The sequence below is a fragment of the Roseiflexus sp. RS-1 genome, from assembly GCF_000016665.1.
Lineage (GTDB): Bacteria > Chloroflexota > Chloroflexia > Chloroflexales > Roseiflexaceae > Roseiflexus.
In genome coordinates this window covers 3,141,058-3,162,730 of the sequence record NC_009523.1, presented here as the reverse complement: position 1 = coordinate 3,162,730, position 21,673 = coordinate 3,141,058, and the positions used below count along the sequence as shown (strand labels likewise).

At 63.0% G+C, this 21,673-nt stretch carries 10 protein-coding genes and 1 CRISPR repeat array; of the genes, 7 read left to right on the top strand and 3 right to left on the bottom strand.

The annotated features are described in order from the left end of the window. The first annotated feature begins 90 nt into the window (after positions 1-90). Positions 91-1,437, top strand: a complete 1,347-nt coding sequence (locus ROSERS_RS13155; protein WP_011957269.1) for a M20 family metallopeptidase — start codon at positions 91-93, stop codon at positions 1,435-1,437. Positions 1,438-1,439: 2 nt separating this feature from the next. Next, the gene (locus ROSERS_RS13150; RefSeq protein ID WP_011957268.1) at positions 1,440-2,543 is read left to right on the top strand and encodes a glycosyltransferase; all 1,104 of its coding nucleotides are present in this window, start codon (positions 1,440-1,442) and stop codon (positions 2,541-2,543) included. 542 nt (positions 2,544-3,085) lie between these two features. Here ROSERS_RS13150 and ROSERS_RS13145 read toward each other — a convergent pair. After that, positions 3,086-4,339 (bottom strand): hypothetical protein, encoded by a 1,254-nt coding sequence (locus tag ROSERS_RS13145; RefSeq protein ID WP_011957267.1) that lies wholly within the window; start codon positions 4,337-4,339, stop codon positions 3,086-3,088. A gap of 339 nt (positions 4,340-4,678) precedes the next feature. After that, positions 4,679-11,116: direct repeats of the CRISPR family, unit length 37 nt; unit sequence GTTTCAATCCCCTTCATTGCGGGGCAGTGGTCGCTTC. Positions 11,117-11,174: 58 nt separating this feature from the next. On the opposite strand from ROSERS_RS13145, the gene ROSERS_RS13140 reads away from it, so the two are divergent. Next, on the top strand, positions 11,175-13,304 hold the full coding sequence (locus ROSERS_RS13140) for a WYL domain-containing protein (RefSeq protein WP_232282603.1): 2,130 nt from the start codon (positions 11,175-11,177) through the stop codon (positions 13,302-13,304). Positions 13,305-14,087: 783 nt separating this feature from the next. Here ROSERS_RS13140 and ROSERS_RS13135 read toward each other — a convergent pair. After that, positions 14,088-15,245: a thiolase family protein gene (locus ROSERS_RS13135; protein WP_011957265.1), complete on the bottom strand. Its 1,158-nt coding sequence runs from the start codon at positions 15,243-15,245 to the stop codon at positions 14,088-14,090. Between the two features lie 12 nt (positions 15,246-15,257). Beyond that, entirely contained in the window at positions 15,258-16,184 is a 927-nt protein-coding gene (locus ROSERS_RS13130; protein WP_011957264.1) for a branched-chain amino acid transaminase, read from the bottom strand. A 169-nt stretch (positions 16,185-16,353) separates the two neighbouring features. Between ROSERS_RS13130 and ROSERS_RS13125 the strand changes: the two genes are divergently transcribed. The 4 genes from ROSERS_RS13125 (at position 16,354) to ROSERS_RS13110 (ending at position 21,611) form a co-directional block, all read left to right on the top strand. Further along, positions 16,354-16,770, top strand: a complete 417-nt coding sequence (locus ROSERS_RS13125; RefSeq protein ID WP_011957263.1) for a hypothetical protein — start codon at positions 16,354-16,356, stop codon at positions 16,768-16,770. Next, the gene (locus tag ROSERS_RS13120) at positions 16,767-17,042 is read left to right on the top strand and encodes a hypothetical protein (protein ID WP_041333661.1); all 276 of its coding nucleotides are present in this window, start codon (positions 16,767-16,769) and stop codon (positions 17,040-17,042) included. The genes ROSERS_RS13125 and ROSERS_RS13120 overlap by 4 nt, the downstream gene beginning before the upstream one ends. 21 nt (positions 17,043-17,063) lie before the next feature. Then, positions 17,064-19,187, top strand: a complete 2,124-nt coding sequence (locus ROSERS_RS13115) for a hypothetical protein (protein ID WP_011957262.1) — start codon at positions 17,064-17,066, stop codon at positions 19,185-19,187. Between the two features lie 618 nt (positions 19,188-19,805). Then, the gene (locus ROSERS_RS13110; protein ID WP_198136308.1) at positions 19,806-21,611 is read left to right on the top strand and encodes an ABC transporter ATP-binding protein; all 1,806 of its coding nucleotides are present in this window, start codon (positions 19,806-19,808) and stop codon (positions 21,609-21,611) included. Positions 21,612-21,673 lie beyond the last annotated feature (62 nt).

Genomic DNA, 21,673 nt, shown 5'->3' with positions numbered 1-21,673 from the left:
ACTGTGCGGCAATAGTATAAACGATCATCAGTGGCTTCTGAGAAGGATCGTTGCACCTTTTGTGAGGTTCTTTTGTAAAGGTGTCGTGCTATGAACCGCTTTGATGCGCACATCGAAGAGAACAAGGGACGCTATTTCGATGAACTCTGCACGCTGCTGCGTCAACCGTCGATTGCGGCTCAGGGTATTGGCATTGAAGAGACGGCGATGCTGGTGGCGCAGCGGCTCGAACGGCTTGGTGCGCAGGTGGAGATATTCCGCATGCCCGGCGCGGCGCCGGTGGTGTACGGCAGCATTGGCGACGGCGCGCGGACGCTCCTGGTCTACGACCACTATGATGTTCAGCCGCCGGAACCGCTCGATCTGTGGCATTCCCCGCCTTTTGAGCCGACCTTGCGCGACGGCAAACTGTACGCGCGTGGTGTTGCGGATAACAAGGGCAACCTGATGCTCCGCATTCAGGCTATCGAGTCATGGCTCGCCACGCAGGGCGATCTCCCCTGCCGCATCAACTTTCTCGTCGAAGGAGAAGAAGAGATCGGGTCGGTCAATCTCGAGTCATTCTGCCAGAGCCATCCTGAACTGTTGCGCGCCGATGGGTGTCTGTGGGAAACCGGCGGAGTGAATGCGCTTGAGCAACCCACCATTGCGTGCGGCGCAAAGGGCATCTGCTATGTTGAACTGGTGGTGCGCGGTGCGGCGTATGACCTGCACTCCGCTAATGCGACCATGGTTCCCAACCCGGCGTGGCGCCTGGTATGGGCGCTGGCGACGCTCAAGGCGCCCGATGAGCGCGTGCTGATACCGGGCTTCTACGACCGCGTGCGTCCGCCATCGGAAGCGGACATGGCGGCGCTGGCGCGCATCCCGCTCGACGACGATGCATTGCTGGCGGATTTCGGCATTCCGCAGTTTCTCGGCGGCTTGCGTGGCATTGAACGTCTGAAAGCGCATCTGTTCAATCCCACCTGCACGATCTGCGGGTTGTTTGCCGGATACACCGGCGAAGGATCGAAGACGGTGCTACCCTCCGAAGCGCGCGCCAAGATCGACTTCCGTCTCGTGCCCGATATGGACCCGGCAGATGTGGTCACGGCGCTGCGCCAGCATCTCGATGCACATGGTTTCGACGATATTGCGATCATCGAGTACGGGCACGAGAAGCCAGGGCGATCCGATCCCGATTCGCATATTGTTCGGGCAATGACGACTGCCATTCGCGTGACGTACCACAAAGAACCCGTCATTTACCCCACCATGGCGGGCACCGGTCCGGTCTACCCGGTTTGCACCGCTGTCGGCACGCCCATGGCGTCGGGGTGCGGCACAGGATACCAGGGGTCTCAGGTGCATGCGCCAGACGAAAACATTCGCCTGGACGACTACTGGACGGCAATGCGCTGCATGGGGGCGTTCATTCAGGCATTTGCAGCATAGCGGTGCATATCCTTCACATCTACAAAGACTACCCGCCGGTACTGGGGGGTATTGAGGGACACGTGCGCGACCTGGCGGAGGGACTGGTTGCGCGCGGGTATCAGGCAACGGTGCTGGTGACCAGTACGGATCGCGGCACCTCGATTGAGCGACCGTCGCCGGGTCTGACCGTGATCCGGGCGGCGCGGATGCTGCACCTGGCATCGACGCCGCTCAGCCCGGCGATGATTGCGCTGGCGCGGGGCATTCGCGCCGACATTGTTCACCTGCAGTTTCCCTACCCGCCGGGTGACCTGGCAGCGCTGGCAGCGCCTGGATCGCCGCCGCTCGTCATTTCGTACCAGAGCGATATTGTGCGCCAAAAAACGCTGTTGCGCCTCTACCGACCGTTGCTGGCGCTGACCTTGCGACGCGCAGCGCGGATCATCACGTCCAGTCCTGGGTACATCGCCTCATCGCCGTTTCTTCGCCCCTATGCCGCAAAATGCGAGGTTGTTCCGATTGGCGTCGATGTCACGCGGTTCACTCCCAACGACAGGCGCGCCAACGCCGTGCCGCGCCTGCTCTTCGTCGGACGACTGCGGTACTACAAGGGGCTGCATTTCCTGATAGAGGCGCTGCGACAGGTCGAAGGGGCGGAACTCTGGATTGCCGGGAACGGTCCAGAGCGCACGCGACTGGAGCGACAGGTTGCCGATGCCGGGTTGGGTGATCGGGTGCGCTTTCTCGGCGATGTGGCGGATGAGGACCTGCCCGCGCTCTACCGGCAGGCGGATATCTTTGTGCTCCCATCGCACCTGCGCGCGGAAGCGTTCGGCATTGTGCTGGTCGAAGCGCTGGCGAGCGGGTTGCCGTGCATCAGCACCGCGCTCGGAACCGGCACCGATTTTGTGAACGTCCACAACGAGACAGGGCTGGTTGTTCCGCCAGGCGATGCGACGGCGCTGGCGGAGGCAATCCGACGCCTTCGGGACGACCCGGCGCTGCGTGCAAGGTATGGTCAGGCAGCCGTACATCGCGCGCGGACACTCTTCTCACGCGAGCGCATGCTGGATGCGGTAGAGCGGGTCTATCGTCAGGTGGTGCGCGAGAGAGGTCAAGCCTGAGGTAGATTTCTTGGAAGAGATGAGCGGTTTGCTGCATTCCGGTGCGCATTTGCCCCTCATCCCCCCTGCCCCCTTCTCCCACACGGGGAGAAGGGGGAGTTTGGGCGTCCTCATGCCTGAAACCGGAGATGGCACGCAGGGGCTTCCCCAAAAACCTACTCCTGTAAGCCCTACCTTCTGAATCCCACACGGGGAGAAAGGGGAGTCTGGGCGTCCTGATGCCTGAAAACGGGAGATGGCACGCAGGGGCTTCCCCAAAAACCTACCCCTGTAAGCCCTACCTTCTGATCCCACACGGGGAGAAAGGGGAGTCTGGGCGTCCTGATGCCCAGAATGAGCGAAGGTGCACAAGGGCTTTTCAAAAAACCCGCCCCCGCGAGCCACGACAGGGGCGTAGCCACGCTGCGCCTGACCTTCCCCGTCCTTGCAGCTCCCAAGGGTAGATTTCTTGGGAGAGATGGGCGGTTTGCTGCATTCCGGTGCGCATTTGCCCCTCATCCCCCCTGCCCCCTTCTCCCACACGGGGTTGAAAGGGGGGGGATTTAGGGCGATTTCAGGCATTGGGACGGGTCATAGATATGCATGGTTACGCTGTCACCTATTTTGGGCAAGGGCTCCGGGCGCAACCACAAGCGGACCCAACAACGCCCTTGCGCCAGCAACCAGCGCAGGCGCCGACCTGCCCCCCGCCGGAGCAGGCTGATCACCCGCTGCGCCGTGCCGCTCCAGCGACGGCGCGGCGGCGCGCCGGTCGTCGGCGGCGCCCGGCGCAAGCGACCGGGCGGAACCCCCTGCGGTTCTGCATCGTCGATCCGCGTGCCGACGGCCACCGTCCACAGCGTGACCGTCGCCACTACCAGATACTGCCAGGCGACGGCATCCGGGTCCGTCACCTGACCGCGTTGCCAGTCCCAGCCCATCGACGTACTTTGGCGGAAGCCCGCCTCATCCCAACTGCGCAGGGCATACCACGCGGCATCCACCCGCGCGGCTGAACGCTCGACGAGCGGCGCCCACGGTTCCGCATGGTCGGCGCCCCACGCCACCGCCAGCGTGCCCGCAATCCGCTTGGGTGCGTGCGTGAAGGCGACCCCCACGCCCACCCATCCATGCCCCGGTCCGGGCGCCAGGCGCAGCACCGACTGGCGCGCCTGACCGGTCGGCGCGAAGGTCGACGTGGTGCGCACCCGCATGATGGGATGGAACTGCTGCGACCGGATGGCGTGCCACAGCCGGGGGCTCCACAACCCCTGATCCGCCAGCGTGAGGACCTCCTGGTCGCGCGGCAGCGCGCTGCGGGCCCAGCGCAGCATCCGCTCCCAGTGCGGTTCCCACGCACCCGGTTGGTTCGCCGGGACGATCACCCAGGCGACCGGCAGGGCGGTGCCCCGATAGAGGACGCTCATGCGCAGCAGAACGACGTCATCGCGCCGATGGGAGGCATCCAGCCCGAGCACCAGCGGTCCGCCGGTCCAGTGCGCGCGAATCCAGCGGAGCAGGTCGGCGCCGCACGCCAGCGGACGGACCACCGGTGGCGCACCCGCTGCGGGTGGGTCGGCGGTGTTTATGAGATGGGCCGGGGCGGCGATCCAGGCATCCCAGGCGTCCGCCAGGGTGGCGGCGCGGGCGATCCCGGCAGTGGCGAGCGCTGGCGCCAGCGCGGGACGATTGGCGCTCCCCGCCAAGAGGGCGCCCAAGACCCAGCGGGCCAGGGCGCGGCGCCGGTGACGCGACAAGCGCGGGAAGAGGGTCTGGATCTGCTGCTGCAGCAACCGTTCTGTGGACGTGCGGGACATACCATCCTCCGTGTCTCGCGATCCTTCCATGATCATGCTACCGACGGATCGGCCCGTGCGTTCGGTGGAACGGAAACGGTTGACAATCTGCCTGCGAATCCCCCCCCTTTCAACCCACACGGGGAGAAGGGGGAGTTTGGGCGTCCTGATGCCTGAAAACGGGAGATGGCACGCAGGGGCTTCCCCAAAAACCTACTCCTGTAAGCCCTACCTTCTGAATCCCACACGGGGAGAAAGGGGAGTCTGGGCGTCCTGATGCCCAGAACGAGCGAAGGGGCACAAGGGCTTTTCAAAAAACCCGCCCCCGCGAGCCACGACAGGGGCGTAGCCACGCTGCGCCTGACATTCCCCTTCATTGCGGGGCAGTGGTCGCTTCTCTCGACGAGCCGCCCGGGTGGCGGCTTGTCATCCTCGTGTCTCAATCCCCTTCATTGCGGGGCAGTGGTCGCTTCAGGCTGTCGCCGTCGTCGCCGCGCTTGCGGCGCGCGACGGTCTCAATCCCCTTCATTGCGGGGCAGTGGTCGCTTCGGACCCGGACCTCCACGGAGTTAGGTTGTCCTTGGCGTCTCAATCCCCTTCATTGCGGGGCAGTGGTCGCTTCTTCGACTCGGGGGGTGCAACCTCCAATGTGGGATCAACGGGGGTCTCAATCCCCTTCATTGCGGGGCAGTGGTCGCTTCGTGTCAGCCCCGCCCCGCCGAAGGCGGGCGGGGTTTCGTCTCAATCCCCTTCATTGCGGGGCAGTGGTCGCTTCCCGTCCAGCTCCGCAAGGGGCTGGACGCGACCTCCGAGTCTCAATCCCCTTCATTGCGGGGCAGTGGTCGCTTCAGGCGGGGGGGCAAGGAGGAAAAAGAGATGGAAGTCATGTCTCAATCCCCTTCATTGCGGGGCAGTGGTCGCTTCGGTATCCCGATTAGACGACGCTATCCTTATATTAGATGTCTCAATCCCCTTCATTGCGGGGCAGTGGTCGCTTCTTGCTGGCTGCGTTAGCAGCGGTTATTTTTATGCTAATGTCTCAATCCCCTTCATTGCGGGGCAGTGGTCGCTTCTAAGGCTGTTGGTGAGTTAGTAAGTTGGACGGATAGTTGTCTCAATCCCCTTCATTGCGGGGCAGTGGTCGCTTCTTGACTTTGCTCCTTTTCCCCTCAAGGCACTTCGTCTAGTCTCAATCCCCTTCATTGCGGGGCAGTGGTCGCTTCCGGACGCGGCGGCGGCGGCGGCGGCAGCGCCGGAGACGTCTCAATCCCCTTCATTGCGGGGCAGTGGTCGCTTCCAGCGCCTGCGGCACGTGTTGGAAAACGACCCGTGTCTCAATCCCCTTCATTGCGGGGCAGTGGTCGCTTCAAGGAGGACCACCACATGGAAGTCGGAGTCATCATCTCGTCTCAATCCCCTTCATTGCGGGGCAGTGGTCGCTTCGCTCGCCGCAAGGCGGGGGGCAGCAAGGAGGACCACCAGTCTCAATCCCCTTCATTGCGGGGCAGTGGTCGCTTCTCTCTCGACGACGGCGCTGGTTGTCGCAGCGCTCGCCGTGTCTCAATCCCCTTCATTGCGGGGCAGTGGTCGCTTCAAAGGAGGGAGTATGGACGACATCGAGGAGATCTTGTCTCAATCCCCTTCATTGCGGGGCAGTGGTCGCTTCCTGGCGCTCAACGATGACCTCTGGCACGCCGTCTGCGAGTCTCAATCCCCTTCATTGCGGGGCAGTGGTCGCTTCTCGCCGTATGGCGGGCGCATGCGGAGGCGCAGGCGCGTCTCAATCCCCTTCATTGCGGGGCAGTGGTCGCTTCATCGTGAAGCGTGTCGACGAGCGCACGCTCGTCGAGTCTCAATCCCCTTCATTGCGGGGCAGTGGTCGCTTCGGAACGCCTTAGTTGTGCTGAGAGACGCCGTCTCGCAGGTCTCAATCCCCTTCATTGCGGGGCAGTGGTCGCTTCTCCGGCGCGCGCCGGCGGGTCCGCGGCGCGCCTCGCCGTGTCTCAATCCCCTTCATTGCGGGGCAGTGGTCGCTTCCAATGATGCTGCGGCATCGGGAGAGGGGGTCCGGGAGGTCTCAATCCCCTTCATTGCGGGGCAGTGGTCGCTTCAATCTGGATCGGGCGAGGTCCTCCCGCGACATCGTGTCTCAATCCCCTTCATTGCGGGGCAGTGGTCGCTTCATGTTGAATGCCCGCCTCGCCGCACGGCGGGGGGGCAAGGAGTCTCAATCCCCTTCATTGCGGGGCAGTGGTCGCTTCTTGTCCCTCCCCCGCTCCCGGCGCCGCCGGGGGCGCGTTGTCTCAATCCCCTTCATTGCGGGGCAGTGGTCGCTTCGTGGCGGGCGTGGCGCGCGGAGGCGGCGCGGGAAGCCGGTCTCAATCCCCTTCATTGCGGGGCAGTGGTCGCTTCGTTACACGTACGGGTTACGAGTGCGAAGGGCGGCGGTGTCTCAATCCCCTTCATTGCGGGGCAGTGGTCGCTTCCTGCGCTCCGGATCCCGGTCGATTAACCCCACCAGGTCTCAATCCCCTTCATTGCGGGGCAGTGGTCGCTTCTTGCGCTTGAAGGGTGCCTTAGCCTAGTTGTGACTATGTCTCAATCCCCTTCATTGCGGGGCAGTGGTCGCTTCCTTTGGCGATGCACTCTAAATGTACAATCGTGAGCTAGTCTCAATCCCCTTCATTGCGGGGCAGTGGTCGCTTCCATTTGCTGTATACACAGGCGTACCTGCAACAAAACAGGGTCTCAATCCCCTTCATTGCGGGGCAGTGGTCGCTTCGTCCAGGTCGCATCGAGCGCCAGCAGCGTCTGGCGACGTCTCAATCCCCTTCATTGCGGGGCAGTGGTCGCTTCGCGCGCGGTCGCCGGCGCGGACGAGGATATCGTCTGGTCTCAATCCCCTTCATTGCGGGGCAGTGGTCGCTTCTGGGATCATTCGTGATCCCGCCCCCCCTGCTGCTGCAGGTCTCAATCCCCTTCATTGCGGGGCAGTGGTCGCTTCACCTCCTCGACCGGCTGCGGGGCGAGGAGGACGACGCGTCTCAATCCCCTTCATTGCGGGGCAGTGGTCGCTTCATCTGCGCCCGCTGCGCGGCCCGATCTCCCCCTCGCGTCTCAATCCCCTTCATTGCGGGGCAGTGGTCGCTTCGAGGCGCGCCCGGCGTGGACGCTCGTGGAGGAGGCGGAGTCTCAATCCCCTTCATTGCGGGGCAGTGGTCGCTTCTCCAGAGCGTCGCCAGCGACTCGAGAACCAAATCGAAAGTTTCAATCCCCTTCATTGCGGGGCAGTGGTCGCTTCCCTTCGCCGTCACAACACGCATTCTTCTTTTATTTGTTTCAATCCCCTTCATTGCGGGGCAGTGGTCGCTTCATATTGGGGACGGTGAAGACCGGGCATGTCGTTGACCGTGTTTCAATCCCCTTCATTGCGGGGCAGTGGTCGCTTCTCCGGGGAGGGGCGCCGGCCATGGGGATCTCCCCGCCGTACGTTTCAATCCCCTTCATTGCGGGGCAGTGGTCGCTTCTGGGCGGAGGCGGGAGCCCGTGCGGTTGCGGAGGAGCAGGTTTCAATCCCCTTCATTGCGGGGCAGTGGTCGCTTCGAGGGAGGATTAAGGTCGTCATCCAAAGCGAGAAGGTTTCAATCCCCTTCATTGCGGGGCAGTGGTCGCTTCTGGAAGACGGTTACCAGACAGTGGAACCGACTGGCAGCGTTTCAATCCCCTTCATTGCGGGGCAGTGGTCGCTTCTCGCACTCACTCGACTCTGGGTACGCCAGATGAGTTTAGTTTCAATCCCCTTCATTGCGGGGCAGTGGTCGCTTCCATCCCGCCGCACGGCGGGGGGGCAAGGAGGAGAAAAGTTTCAATCCCCTTCATTGCGGGGCAGTGGTCGCTTCGCGCGCGCAGCAGGAAGCGGCGGCCCGCGCGGAGGCAGGTTTCAATCCCCTTCATTGCGGGGCAGTGGTCGCTTCTCTCCCGCGCGGAGGCAGAGCAACGGGCGCAGCAGGAAGCGTTTCAATCCCCTTCATTGCGGGGCAGTGGTCGCTTCAAGAACAAGAAGGCGGAAGAGAAGAAGGCGGAAGAAAGTTTCAATCCCCTTCATTGCGGGGCAGTGGTCGCTTCCGTCTGCCGAAGGCGGGCGGGGTTTCGGGGCAAAGAAGTTTCAATCCCCTTCATTGCGGGGCAGTGGTCGCTTCGCGGCCGCTCGGGCCGAGGCGGAAGCGCGGGCGAAGTTTCAATCCCCTTCATTGCGGGGCAGTGGTCGCTTCATGCTACGCCGCGTACCTCCAAAAAATAGATCCATATCGTTTCAATCCCCTTCATTGCGGGGCAGTGGTCGCTTCCTCACGGAGGCGGAGGCGATCATCGAGCGGCTGCGAAAGTTTCAATCCCCTTCATTGCGGGGCAGTGGTCGCTTCCGAGCGGCTGCGAAACGCTGTGGGGGGGGACCCCCTGTTTCAATCCCCTTCATTGCGGGGCAGTGGTCGCTTCTTCAGCAGCGCCTCGGCATCAAATTCCGCCTTGGCTAGTTGTTTCAATCCCCTTCATTGCGGGGCAGTGGTCGCTTCCAGCTGGACAAGACTGGCGCCGCCGCACGGCGTGCCTGTTTCAATCCCCTTCATTGCGGGGCAGTGGTCGCTTCTCCAGAGCGTCGCCAGCGACTCGAGAACCAAATCGAAAGTTTCAATCCCCTTCATTGCGGGGCAGTGGTCGCTTCCCTTCGCCGTCACAACACGCATTCTTCTTTTATTTGTTTCAATCCCCTTCATTGCGGGGCAGTGGTCGCTTCATATTGGGGACGGTGAAGACCGGGCATGTCGTTGACCGTGTTTCAATCCCCTTCATTGCGGGGCAGTGGTCGCTTCTCCGGGGAGGGGCGCCGGCCATGGGGATCTCCCCGCCGTACGTTTCAATCCCCTTCATTGCGGGGCAGTGGTCGCTTCTGCAGGGCGTGAGGTTGTCCCTCGCCTGGGGGGTCCGGTTTCAATCCCCTTCATTGCGGGGCAGTGGTCGCTTCTCGGAGCCGACCTCGCCGAGGAACGCTGCAACGTTGTGTTTCAATCCCCTTCATTGCGGGGCAGTGGTCGCTTCCGGAGCGCGCGCAGCGTGAAGCGGCGGCGCGAGTTGGTTTCAATCCCCTTCATTGCGGGGCAGTGGTCGCTTCAAGGATGCCTGGTGGCTGCTATCTTCCTCGTCGTCTTGTTTCAATCCCCTTCATTGCGGGGCAGTGGTCGCTTCGATGACGCCGTGGAGGTCTACCGCGGCGCGGTCCGCTGTTTCAATCCCCTTCATTGCGGGGCAGTGGTCGCTTCCCGCGCCAAGCCGCGCGGCCCGGCGCTCGGCGTCGCGTTTCAATCCCCTTCATTGCGGGGCAGTGGTCGCTTCGAGAGGCGCGCGCGCGACGCCGAGCGCCGGGTCGTTCGTTTCAATCCCCTTCATTGCGGGGCAGTGGTCGCTTCGCGGGCAAAGGAGGAGAAACATGACGGACCGGTATCGTTTCAATCCCCTTCATTGCGGGGCAGTGGTCGCTTCCTTCAGGCGAAGTTAGCCAAGTGCGAGTCGGATGCGGGTTTCAATCCCCTTCATTGCGGGGCAGTGGTCGCTTCGCGTAGTCACTTATACGCCTCCCTCCACTTTAGTGTTGTTTCAATCCCCTTCATTGCGGGGCAGTGGTCGCTTCCCACGGACCGTATATATGGAATGGGACCGAACGTTAATGTTTCAATCCCCTTCATTGCGGGGCAGTGGTCGCTTCGAACGCATTCGGAAAGAACTGGCCGCGGTCTCCGACGAGTTTCAATCCCCTTCATTGCGGGGCAGTGGTCGCTTCCGCGACCAGGCGCAGCGCCTGGTCGCGGAGACGGGCGGGTTTCAATCCCCTTCATTGCGGGGCAGTGGTCGCTTCTCGCTCTGGCTTGCACTTCTAAATGAACAAGAAGGAGGTCTTCAATCCCCTTCATTGCGGGGCAGTGGTCGCTTCTCCGCAGGTTGTCGACGAGAGCACGTTGATTGAGGCGCTCTTCAATCCCCTTCATTGCGGGGCAGTGGTCGCTTCTCAGCTGAAGAAGGTCGAGGGAGACGCGGAGGCGCTGAACTTCAATCCCCTTCATTGCGGGGCAGTGGTCGCTTCCAGGCGCTGGGCGTCGCGCTGTCGCTGACGTCGCAGGACTTCAATCCCCTTCATTGCGGGGCAGTGGTCGCTTCGTATGATCCATATCCGGGTTACGAGTGCGAACCAAACTTCAATCCCCTTCATTGCGGGGCAGTGGTCGCTTCGGCGTCCGCCGCACCCGCCGCGTCCGGCGGCGCCAGGTCACTTCAATCCCCTTCATTGCGGGGCAGTGGTCGCTTCACCGAGATCGCGCGGAGCATCTCCGAGAGTGAGCTCGTCTTCAATCCCCTTCATTGCGGGGCAGTGGTCGCTTCCCGCTGCTTCCCGCCATGCGGCGAGGACAGCGAGCGCGGCTTCAATCCCCTTCATTGCGGGGCAGTGGTCGCTTCACGCACAGTCCGCAGTTTGGTCCGGAGCCAACACTGAGCTTCAATCCCCTTCATTGCGGGGCAGTGGTCGCTTCCCGGAATCGCCGCCGTGTGGCGGGCGTGGTGCGAAGCTTCAATCCCCTTCATTGCGGGGCAGTGGTCGCTTCGCCTTAGGAACATCCTGGCAAACGACCCGTCCCTCCAGGCTTCAATCCCCTTCATTGCGGGGCAGTGGTCGCTTCCCAGATTGGATCGGGCGGGGTAGACCCCGCCCCCGTGCTTCAATCCCCTTCATTGCGGGGCAGTGGTCGCTTCTCCCTCGCACAACGCCCTCCTCATTGTTCGGCGTCCTGCTGCGGAAGAGGCGACTTCCGTGCGACCACATCATCTGCACGCGCTTGCCGTTTTGACCCAAACCCGGCATCATTCCCTGACACGTGCAGTATACCAGGTCATTCCCCGGAGGTCAAGCATGAATCGCTGGTCCCGCTGGCTCGCCGCCGCCCCCGCCGTCGCGCAGCGCCTGATCGCCCGCACCCATCGCATTTCCCTCCCCCGCGCCGGTTCCGCCGATGAGCGCCTCCGCCGCCTGCGCCGCGCCCTCTGCACCCCCGCCGCCGTGCGCGCCGTCTACGCCACGCTCGACGCCGATGTCCGTGCTGCGCTCGCCGATCTGCGCCGCTGCCGGCGCGGTCTCGATGCGGCGACCTTCACGGCGCGCTATGGCGCGGTGCGTCCCTGGCGCCAACTGGCGCGCGACCCGCAGCCGCGCTCGGTCGCCGAACGCCTGCTGCTCCTCGGCTGGCTGCTGCCGCGCCCCGCCGCTCCCGGACGCGCGCCGCGCTTCGCGCTGGCTCCCGAAGTGCGCCGCTGGCTGCCGCAGCCGTTGCGGCTCGCCGATGACGGCCCCGCGCCCCCGGCGCCGCTCCCGCTGGCGCAGCGCGCCGCCCTCGCCCTGCTGCTCGTCGCCGCCGCCGCGCCGCTGCCGCTCCGCCGCGATGGCGCGCTGCGCCGCGGCGCGCTGCGCCGCCTGCAGCCGCTGCTGCCCGACGCGCCCGCACCGGAGCTCGAGGCGCTCTGCCGCTTCCTGCTGCCGCTGCTGGAGGCGCGCGGGCTGGTGCAGCGCCACGGCGGGCAATGCACGACGGCGCCGGGGGCGGCGGCGTTTCTGGCGGCGCCGCTTGATGACCAGCGCGCGCGCCTGGTCGAGGCGTGGTTGCACAGCGCCGCGCCGGACGCCTGGCTGCGCCGCTTGCGCGTGGCGGACAGCGGGCTGGACGCACCGGCGCTGCGCCGCCGCCTGGTGCAGTGGGCGCAGGCGCTGCCGCCCGACCGCCTGCTCGCGCCGGAGGCGACGTATGACGCGCTGGCGGCGACGTTCGGGCCGCTCGCCGATGCGCACACCCACGGCTTCCGCGTCGTCCGCCGTCCGCCGTGGCGGCGGCGCAGCGAGGCGCGGGTGTGGCAGGCGGCGCTGCGGGGACCGCTCGCCTGGCTGGGGGTCGTCGCCTGGCACGACGGACGGGTGGTGCGTCCGACGACGTGGGCGCTGGCAGACGGCGCCTGGCGCTACGGCGCGCCGGGGGAGGTCACGGCGCCGTTCGGCGCGCTCGACGCCGCAGCGCTGACGCTGGCGCAGGGGGGACGCTGGGTGCGGGGCGATGCCGGAGGGTTGACGGTGCAGGTCGCGGCTGCGCGCGGCGTGCTGGGGGCGCAGGTGCGGGAATTGCTGGCGCGCCGCGCGGGGGACGCGCCGGACGGGTGGGGGACGCCGACAGACGAGGCGCCGGCGTTGCGCCTGGCGGAGGGGGCGCTGCTGCTGGCGGATGCGCCGGGTGACCTGGAGCAGGCGCTGCGCGGGCGGAGCGTGCGGCGGTATGCGCAGCGGCTGGCGCCGGGCGTCGCGCTGGTGCGGGCGGAACACGTCGCGGCGGTGACGCGGGCGCTGGCGCGGCAGGGGATCGCGGTGGCGGTCGCGGCGGGGAGCGGGGCGGCGGCGGGCGGGGCGCTCCCGGCGGCGCCGCTGGCGCCGGGGGAGTGCGCGGCGCTGCTGGCGGCGTGCGCGTATGCTCGCCGGTACGCGCCGGAGGGGCTGCCGCTGGTCATCCCCGCCACGCTGGAAGCGCGGTTGTGGCAGGGGCTGACGCCGCCGCTGCGCGCGGCGGTGGAGGCGGCGCTGGCGGGGATCGAGGCGCCGGAGGGGCCGGCGGCGGACGGAGGGACGGACGCGGCGCCGCTGCCGCCTGCGGACCCGGACGCGGCGCTGCGGACGGTGCAGCGGGCGCTGACGCAGCAGCGCCTGGTGACGATTGCCTACGACACGGGCGGCGAAGGACGGGTCACGCAGCGCACGGTGCGACCGCTGGCGCTGGAGCGGCGGGGCGACCAGTGGCTGTTGCACGCCTATTGTTTGCAGCGCCGCGCGGAACGGACGTTTCGGCTGGACCGGGTGCGGGGGTGTGCGCTGGCGCCGCCTGCGGGGCGTTGGGCGCCGGCGGGCTGATGAAGGTTGAACCTCCCAGGACAAGCGCAGTCACGCTCGCGCCCCAATGCGGCGACCGCTGTGCGTGGCGGTCGGAGAGAAGCCATCCGCCATTGTTCGTCGTCGGGCGCGACCGCGTGTGCGGGCTAAAAGCCCTCCCTGAGCGCGTGGAAGCCCCTGCGGGGCTGGCGTGTCCGTCACCCTTCCCTCTGCCGACGGGCGCCGGGTTGATCCAGTCCGCTGTCCGGGTCTGCCGCATTGCGCGCGGCGCCCGTTTGCGGCGACAGGTGCAGCCCTGTCCAAACGGCCGTGTGAGCGCTGCGCTCCGCCTCTCGGCACCCTCGGCGTCTCGGCGGTGTATGTATTGTTCACCGCCGAGACGCGGAGCACGCCGAGGGATGGTGCACAAGGCATCTGCTTTCATTGGCGGGTGGAACCCTGCCCAACAAGACCAATCTTTGCGAGAACTGCTATAATCCGCTCTGCGCCTCGTGCCGTCGGGCCAATGGAGATTGAGCATTTAGTCCGCTATACCGAACGAGCCGTCGGGCTTTGCCCTCGGCTAGCCAGGGCAAAGCCCGTCTGCGCGGGCTATACCGGCTTATTTACTCAAAGACCGGAAGCCCTCCGCTAGACCACCACCCCCTCGCGTGCGCCTAAGGCAACGCCCTCCTGCGCGTAACACGAACTCCAACAGCGACCCTATCGACCATCGGCTATCGGCTATCGGCTATCAGCTATCGGCTATCGCCTATCGGCTATATGACCAGCTCCTTGCTGAAACAGGCGACAGAGCCACCCACATTATACCCGCTCGATGATCGTCGCGTTTGCCATGCCGCCCCCCTCGCAGATTGCGATCAGTCCGTAACGCCCGCCGCGCCGCTCCAGTTCGTGCAGCAGTGTCGCCATGATCCGTGCGCCGGTTGCGCCCAGTGGGTGTCCAAGCGCAATTGCGCCGCCATTGACGTTGACCCGTTCCCAGGGTGCGCCGATCTCTTTCTGCCACGCCAGCACGACCGGCGCAAACGCCTCGTTGACCTCGAACAGGTCGATGTCGTTCACGTGAAGACCGGCGCGCTCCAGCACGCGCCGCGTCGCCGGGATGGGTCCGGTCAGCATGGTGACCGGATCGACGCCGACGACGGCGAAGGAGACGAACCGCGCCTGCGGACGCAGCCCCAACGCCTGAGCAGCGGATGGCGATGCGATCAGCGTCGCGGCGGCGCCGTCCGAAATCTGGCTGGCGTTACCAGCAGTGATCAGTTCCAGGTCGGGAAAGGCAGGTTTGAGCGCGGCAAGTTGATCTGCCGATGTATCGGGACGGATGCCTTCATCGGCTTCGAAGTGCGTGCCGTCGGTCAACGATACCGGGATGATCTCGGCGGTGAAACGCCCGGCAGCGCGCGCTTCGGCAGCCAGGCGATGACTGCGCAGGCTGTAGCGGTCGAGATCTTCGCGGGTGAAACGCCATTCGCGCGCCATCCACTCCGCGCCGCGCGCCTGGTCGAACCATCCGCGCTCTAATCCGTAGCGGGTCGCCAGCCCCGGACTGAGCGGCGTTCCAGGACCGACCATGATCGAGGCGCCGATCGGTACGCGGGTCATCGACTCGACGCCTGCGGCGATCACCAGGTCGTACACGCCTGCCATAACCCCCTGAGCAGCGAAATGGATCGCCTGTAAACTCGATCCACACTGCCGGTCGATTGTGGTCGCCGGAACTGATTCGGGCAGACCGGCGGCAAGCCAGGCGTTGCGCGCGATATTGGCGGATTGTTCCCCTGACTGACTGACACAACCGGCGATCACGTCGTCGATGGCGGCGGGATCGACACCAGTGCGCGCCAGCAGCGCCGCGATGTGCTGTCCCAGCAGATCGACCGGGTGCATGTCGCGCAACGCTTTGCCGCGCTTCCCGATCGGGGTGCGCACAGCATCGATGATCAAGGCTTCCGGCATGGCTCTTCCCCCTTATTGCTGAGCATACACCGGTGTGCACCAGGCGCGATACGTCGGCGCCTGACCACGCACCACGGTGCTGTACAGTTCCACCAGACGCGCCGTTATGCTGCCAACCTCACCGTTCCCGACCGGTCGCCGGTCGATCTCGATAATCGGTTTGACTTCGGCGCCGGTGCCGCAGAAAAATGCTTCTTCGGCAACATACAGTTCGGTGCGGTCAATTGGTCGCTCGATCACCTGCACCCCCAACTCCGCCTGCGCCAGTTCTGCGACGACCCGACGGGTAATCCCTTCCAGAATATCGCTGGTGATCGGCGGGGTGACAAGTGCGCCATGACGCACAATATACAGGTTCGCCGCGCTTGCCTCCGATACCTGCCCATCGCTGCCGAGCACAATCGCTTCGTCATAACCGTTGAGCAGCGCCTCGGTCTTCGCCAGCGCCGAATTGACGTACCCGCCCGACACCTTCGCCCGCGACGGCATGATGTTGTCTTCGATGCGGCGCCACGAAGAGACGCAGGCGCGCACCGCCGATCCGGGAATGTACTGTCCGAAGGGCACGGCATAGAGCGCGAATGCGTCAGTCATGTTGTTGAGGCGAACGGCAATCGTGTGATCACTTTTGAAGACCAGCGGACGGATGTAGGCGTCCTCACGAAATCCCTCGCGTCGCAGGAGTTCGATGGTCAGATTGCACAGGTCATCGACGCTGTAGGGCAGTTCCATGAACATAATTGCGCATGAACGCTTCAGGCGCTCCATATGTTCGCGCAGATGAAACACGTAGAGTTGCGCGTCGTCCGCATTCCAGTAGGCGCGAATGCCTTCGAACACGCCAAGACCATAGTTCAGCGCAGCCGTCATCACGCTGACCTGCGCCTGCTCAATCGGAACAAATTCGCCGTTGAAGAAAGCAAAGCGGTTGGCGCTCATGGATGACACCCCGGTAGGATGATGAATGGCGGATCGGCAATGGTTCGTCTATCATATCACAGAGTCGGTCTTGCAGAACTATCGGTCTGCCCGTATCATACGCCAGCGCTCCAGTCCTCTGGACAATCGAAGAGTCTCCTGCATCCTGTATGCAGCATCGATATTCGCCATGCCATTGCTCATCGAACTGACGATCATCGTGGCATCTGCCGCGCTTCTCTGCATCTACGTCGGATGGGGTGTGGCGCGCCTTGCGCTGCCGCCATCGCTGATGCCGTTCCGCGCTCCGTTGACGCCGCTGGTCGGCTATGCAACGGTACTCTGGGTCGGGTTCATACTGGCGAGCCTGGCATTGAACCTGCGCTGGACGCTGGTGGTTCTTCTGGCAGGCGCGACCATGCTCAATGTCCTCGCCTGGCGCGCCGAAGGACGACCGCGACCGCTGACGTGGCTGCGCGCGCAGCCGGAGGCGCTGATTCCGCCGCTGCTGGCGCTGTTGACCGGCATTCTGCCTCTGCTGAGTTACGGATACCTGACTATCATCGGGCGTTGGGGCGAACAGGATCGTTCTTCGGCGCACTGTTGACCACGCTGGCGTCGCTGCCACTCTGGATCGGCTATTTCAACTTCGGGATGCAGATGTCCGCCTGGTGCCTGTTGCCGCTGGCGCTGACCGTCGGATTGGCGGCAGTGGACGAACTGGCGCAGCGTCGTACAGCGGCATGGCGCGCGGCACTGCTGGCGGCGATCATACTGGCGTCCATCCCGGTTGCCTACTACCCGGCGCTGGTTGTCGCCGTGCCGCTGATTGCCGCAACCGGCGCAGCGCGCCTGCTGGAAATCCGGCATTACCCGTAGCGCCAGATCACTCCAGTCGCGTTGATCCTGGCGGCGCTGGCGCTTGCCGTCCCGACGTTCGCTGCCGCGACACTTGCTATCCTGGACTATTTCGAGGGGTTTAGTTTTCGTTATTCGCTGATTGAGCCGAAGATCGGACCTGACCGCTTCATCGGTCTGGAGGAGATCATCGGACTGACCGTGTTTCGCCTGACGACCGGCGGCGCGCAACCGCCGGCGCTGCTGGTCGGCGCTGCGGCGCTGGCGGCAGTGCTGCTTTGCGTTGCAGGGCTGGCGCTGCCATCGCGCGGCAGTGGCGCGTTTCGCTGGCGCTGGATACTCGCGGGGGCGGCAATTACCGCAACGCTGTTCTGGTTGCGCTTTGGGAGACCGTATGAGTACGGTTTTATGAAAGGCGCCGCCTATACCACATGTGTGCTGTGGGGGCTGGCAGCGCACGGGATCGAACGGCTCGTCGAACGCGCTCGCCGAACCGACGCCGTGCTGGCTTCCGGCGCTGCGTTTCTGATCCTGGTCTGCACCGGTTGGGCGCAGGCGCTCACGGTTGCTGACCATATGCGCGGACCGGCGATCTTCACCCGCGATCTGGTGGCATTCGAACCGATAGCAGCGCGCCTTCCGCAAGGAGCGAAGGTGCTGCTGAGCGGTGATGAGACCCTGACCGGTCCGATCAATGGGTTGCTGGCAACGATGCTGTACGGTAAGGAAATCTGGGGGCGTGTGCCTGCCGCGTATACCTCACAGTCCTCCTGGACTCCCGGCGGAACGCCGGACTATGTTGTGCTGGCAGCACGCGAGGCGCCGTGGCCCCTGGAGATCGGCGGACGGGAACTGTGGCGCAGCAGCGTCGTTGCGCTGTACGATCTGCCGACCGATGTCGTGTTCCTGCCGGGGCGCAGTGAGATTCATCGCAACACTCCGGTCGATCCCAAATCGCCTGCCTCGCTGGCGATCTGGCGTCGCGCCGGGCACAACCGCATGCTGACCCCTGAAGACCCTCTGAGCCTGAACCTTACGCAGCGCACGACCATTCATCTGAAGCTGGCATCGCTGACACCGCAGCGCCTTCTGGTGCATGATGACGAGAGTACGCAGACGCTCGCAGTGCAGGCGGGAATAACGACTGTCGAAGCAACCGCTGGTTCGACGGTGCGGGTGATACCTGAAGCGCCGCTCGCGCTGATTTCTGCCGTTCTGCGTCCGGCGGTCTCTCCATCGCCGCTGCCCGCCGCCGCTCTCGACGCAACCCAGGGCGCATGGAGCGTCACTGCCGAACAACAGGGCAATCATCAGTTGGTGATCACCACGCGCCTGGCAAATCCAGGTCGGTATGCACTGCGCTACGAAGTGACAATCATCGAAGACACGTTCAACGCGCCGCGGCGCATTGTGCGTGTGCTCGGCGCTGCGCCGCTGGAAGGCGAGTGGCGTCTGGCGCTCGACCTGGCGCGTGGTGCGTCCGAGGCACGGATGAACGGCAGTCCCACGCCGCTGCTGGAAGCGGAAGTCGCAGCGGCGCCACCCAACGGGCGCTACTTCGGCGTCCTGACGATCTACAGCGGCGGTGCAGCGGTCGCTCAGGCGCCAATCGTTGTGATAAGCGTTACAGACGGCGCGATCACCACCTTCGAGCCGGTGGCATTCTCGGTGGAAAGCGTCCGTGCCGGGTCTGAACCCCTTCCCCTGCCTGCCCACCGACGCGCACTGCTTGACGGAACGCCGCTGATATGCGATCCGTTACGCATTGTGATCGAACAGGCAATCCTTGAACGACACGCGCCTCCTCCCGGCGTCACCCCCGACATGCCGCTTGCTCCCGGCGAACGCCTGACCGTGCAGATATACTGGCGCGCAGCAGCGGATCACGCTTCCTCTGCGGTGATGCCCATGGTGTCGGTGCAACTGCTGGATGATGAGTACCGCAAATGGGCGCAGTGGGACGGATTGACCGGCGGAGACTGGCGACCTGTGCCGGTGTGGACGCCAGGGGAAGCCGTGCGCCAGGATGTACCGCTGACCCTCGATACCGCCACGCCCCCTGGCGATTACCGCCTGATCCTGGTGGTCTACGATCTGGCGACCGGTCGCCCGTTGCCGCTCGATGGACAGGACGCGGCGCCGATCGGGTGGGTGCGGGTACGTTAACGTTGCGCTGTTGCCCCTCACCGTTACGCTCAGCGCGCTTGATCCAAGCGACCCGGGTGCGGGTACGTTAACGTTGCGCTGTTGCCCCTCACCCTCCTGCCTTGCAGGGGCAGGTTTGTTGGAAAGTCCCTGCGTACCATCTTCCCGTTTCAGGCATCAGGACGACCACACGCCCCCTTCTCCCCGTGTGGGAGAAGGGGGCAGGGGGGATGAGGGGGCACAGACGCCTCCCCCTTCTCTCCGTGTGGGAGAAGGGGGCAGGGGGGATGAGGGGGCAAACGCGCACGGGAATGCCGAAAACCGGTCATCTCTCCGACGGTTGAACATTCAGCGTCGATCATGGTATCATAGCCCCATGCCTGACGCATTGGTATAAGACTGATGCGCATATGACCAATCCAGGCTCGATCGTGCGGTTCCGTCAGCGGTTGTGAGCGCGGCTCCCCTCGGCATCCCCCAATCACGTGACGTTGCGCCCGCTCACCGGCAGCAATGATGAGACTCTGCCTCTCTACTGTCGTCTGGAGATGTGGTGGTGAGTTATCACGCGCAACGACCAGAAGACCTGCCAGGACATATTGAGTGTTAAGAACAAGTGTTCACACAATATACTTTGCCTTGCAACTCGTCTGGCGAACGAACTGGCGCGCCGTTGTCGCTCTTGCGGTCGTCATTCTCCTGGAGAGTCCGATTCTTGCGTTCCAACTATGGATTGGCAAGTTAATCATCGATGCGATTGTCGCAGCGATAGGCGGCACTCCTATCTCCCTTACGCTTATCTTCGGACTGGTTGCCGCTGAGGGCGGATTGAAAATCCTGAGCATCTTGTTTCAGCAGATAAACCTGGTCGTACAAAAACGACTGAACGATCAACTAAGTGAAAAGATCAATGGTGATATCCTGGATAGAGTCAATCAGCTCGATCTACGCTTTTTCGAGACAGCTGAATATTACGATAGCCTTGCGCGCGCTCAACAGGAAGCACTCTATCGCCCAACAGAGATACTATTATACAGTGTTCAGATGTTACAGAGTCTGTTGACTCTTGTAGCCCTTATCGTCATACTTTTACAATTCAATCCCATTATCTTCATAGCACTTTTTATTGGCGCTTTTGTTTCGATTTTTGGACAATCCCGACTTGCTGCGTGGGAATTTTCTGTTCTCGATCATCAAATACCCGAAACACGCAAGCTCGCCTATTTGAGTTCCCTGCTTACCACCAGTGGAGCTACAAAAGAAATTCGGATCTTCGGGTTAGGAAATCTCTTTCGTACTGAATATCTAAATCTACTTCGAAAGCACAATGAGGAGAAACGCAATGTTGCACATCATCGTGCCCGGATTGGATTGTTGAGCGGCACAATTGGGGCGCTGATCTTTGCTGGTGTATATTTGTATCTTATTACTGCCGCTCTACGCCGGGATTTGAGCGTTGGTGATTTGACCATGCTCACAAGCACGTTCTTTCAGAGTCAGATATACCTTTCCTCACTTATTGGTACGACTGCCGCCCTCTATCAGGCTGGTTTGTTCCTCAACCATCTTGAAAGATTTATGTCATTTTCTCCAGGTATAGTTAGTCCTTCTGAGCCGCAACCAATCGTCCATCCACTGGAACGTGGTCTAGATTTGATCAATGTTTGGTTCACGTATCCAGAAGCTAAAGATCCCGTCTTACGCAATATCAATCTTATCATTCAACCTGGAGAGATCGTTGCGATTGTCGGAGAAAATGGTGCAGGCAAAACCACGCTCATCAAACTCCTCTGTCGGCTCTACGATCCTACACAAGGCGTGATTATGCTCAACGGTGTTGACATAAAATCATACGATCTTGATCAACTAAGACGCCAATATAGCGTTATATTTCAAGATTTCGTCAATTATCAGGCCACAGTGCGCGAGAATATCGGCTATGGTTACATTCCTTCTTTATCCGATCCTGAACTGGCAGAGATCAAAAAAGCTGCAGAAAGATCCGGAATACATTCATTCATCCAGGACTTACCGCGAGGATATGACACTCTGGTGGGTAAACTCTTTGAAGAGGGGCACGAACTCTCCGGGGGGCAATGGCAAATGCTTGCAGTGGCGCGCGCATTGGTACGTCCAGCAACTGTTGTTATTCTGGATGAACCAACGGCTTCGCTTAGCCCTGCGTCAGAGGTTGCGTTTTTCCATCATCTCAAGCGTAGTCTATCGAAAGACCAGATCGGTATTATTATTTCGCATCGTTTCTCAACAGTTCGCATGGCGGATCGTATTATTGTACTGGAAAATGGTGAGATCCGTGAGAATGGACGACATGAGGATCTGATGGCTCAACAAGGAATTTATGCTCGACTCTACCGTCTGCAAGCGGCATCGCTGGAAGAAGGCGCCTCTTCCTTGAGTCTCTGCAGCGAAGTGCAAAACAGTTGACCGCCGGAATTGCGCGCCTGGTATCATAGCCACACGTCCGACACATTTGTATAAGACTGATG

What these genes read in the sequence shown, in the direction of transcription:
- ROSERS_RS13155 (WP_011957269.1), top strand. Translation starts at nt 91, where the DNA reads ATGAACCGCTTTGATGCGCACATCGAAGAGAACAAGGGACGCTATTTC.
- ROSERS_RS13145 (WP_011957267.1), bottom strand. Translation starts at nt 4,339, where the DNA reads ATGTCCCGCACGTCCACAGAACGGTTGCTGCAGCAGCAGATCCAGACC.
- ROSERS_RS13135 (WP_011957265.1), bottom strand. Translation starts at nt 15,245, where the DNA reads ATGCCGGAAGCCTTGATCATCGATGCTGTGCGCACCCCGATCGGGAAG.
- ROSERS_RS13130 (WP_011957264.1), bottom strand. Translation starts at nt 16,184, where the DNA reads ATGAGCGCCAACCGCTTTGCTTTCTTCAACGGCGAATTTGTTCCGATT.
- ROSERS_RS13125 (WP_011957263.1), top strand. Translation starts at nt 16,354, where the DNA reads ATGCCATTGCTCATCGAACTGACGATCATCGTGGCATCTGCCGCGCTT.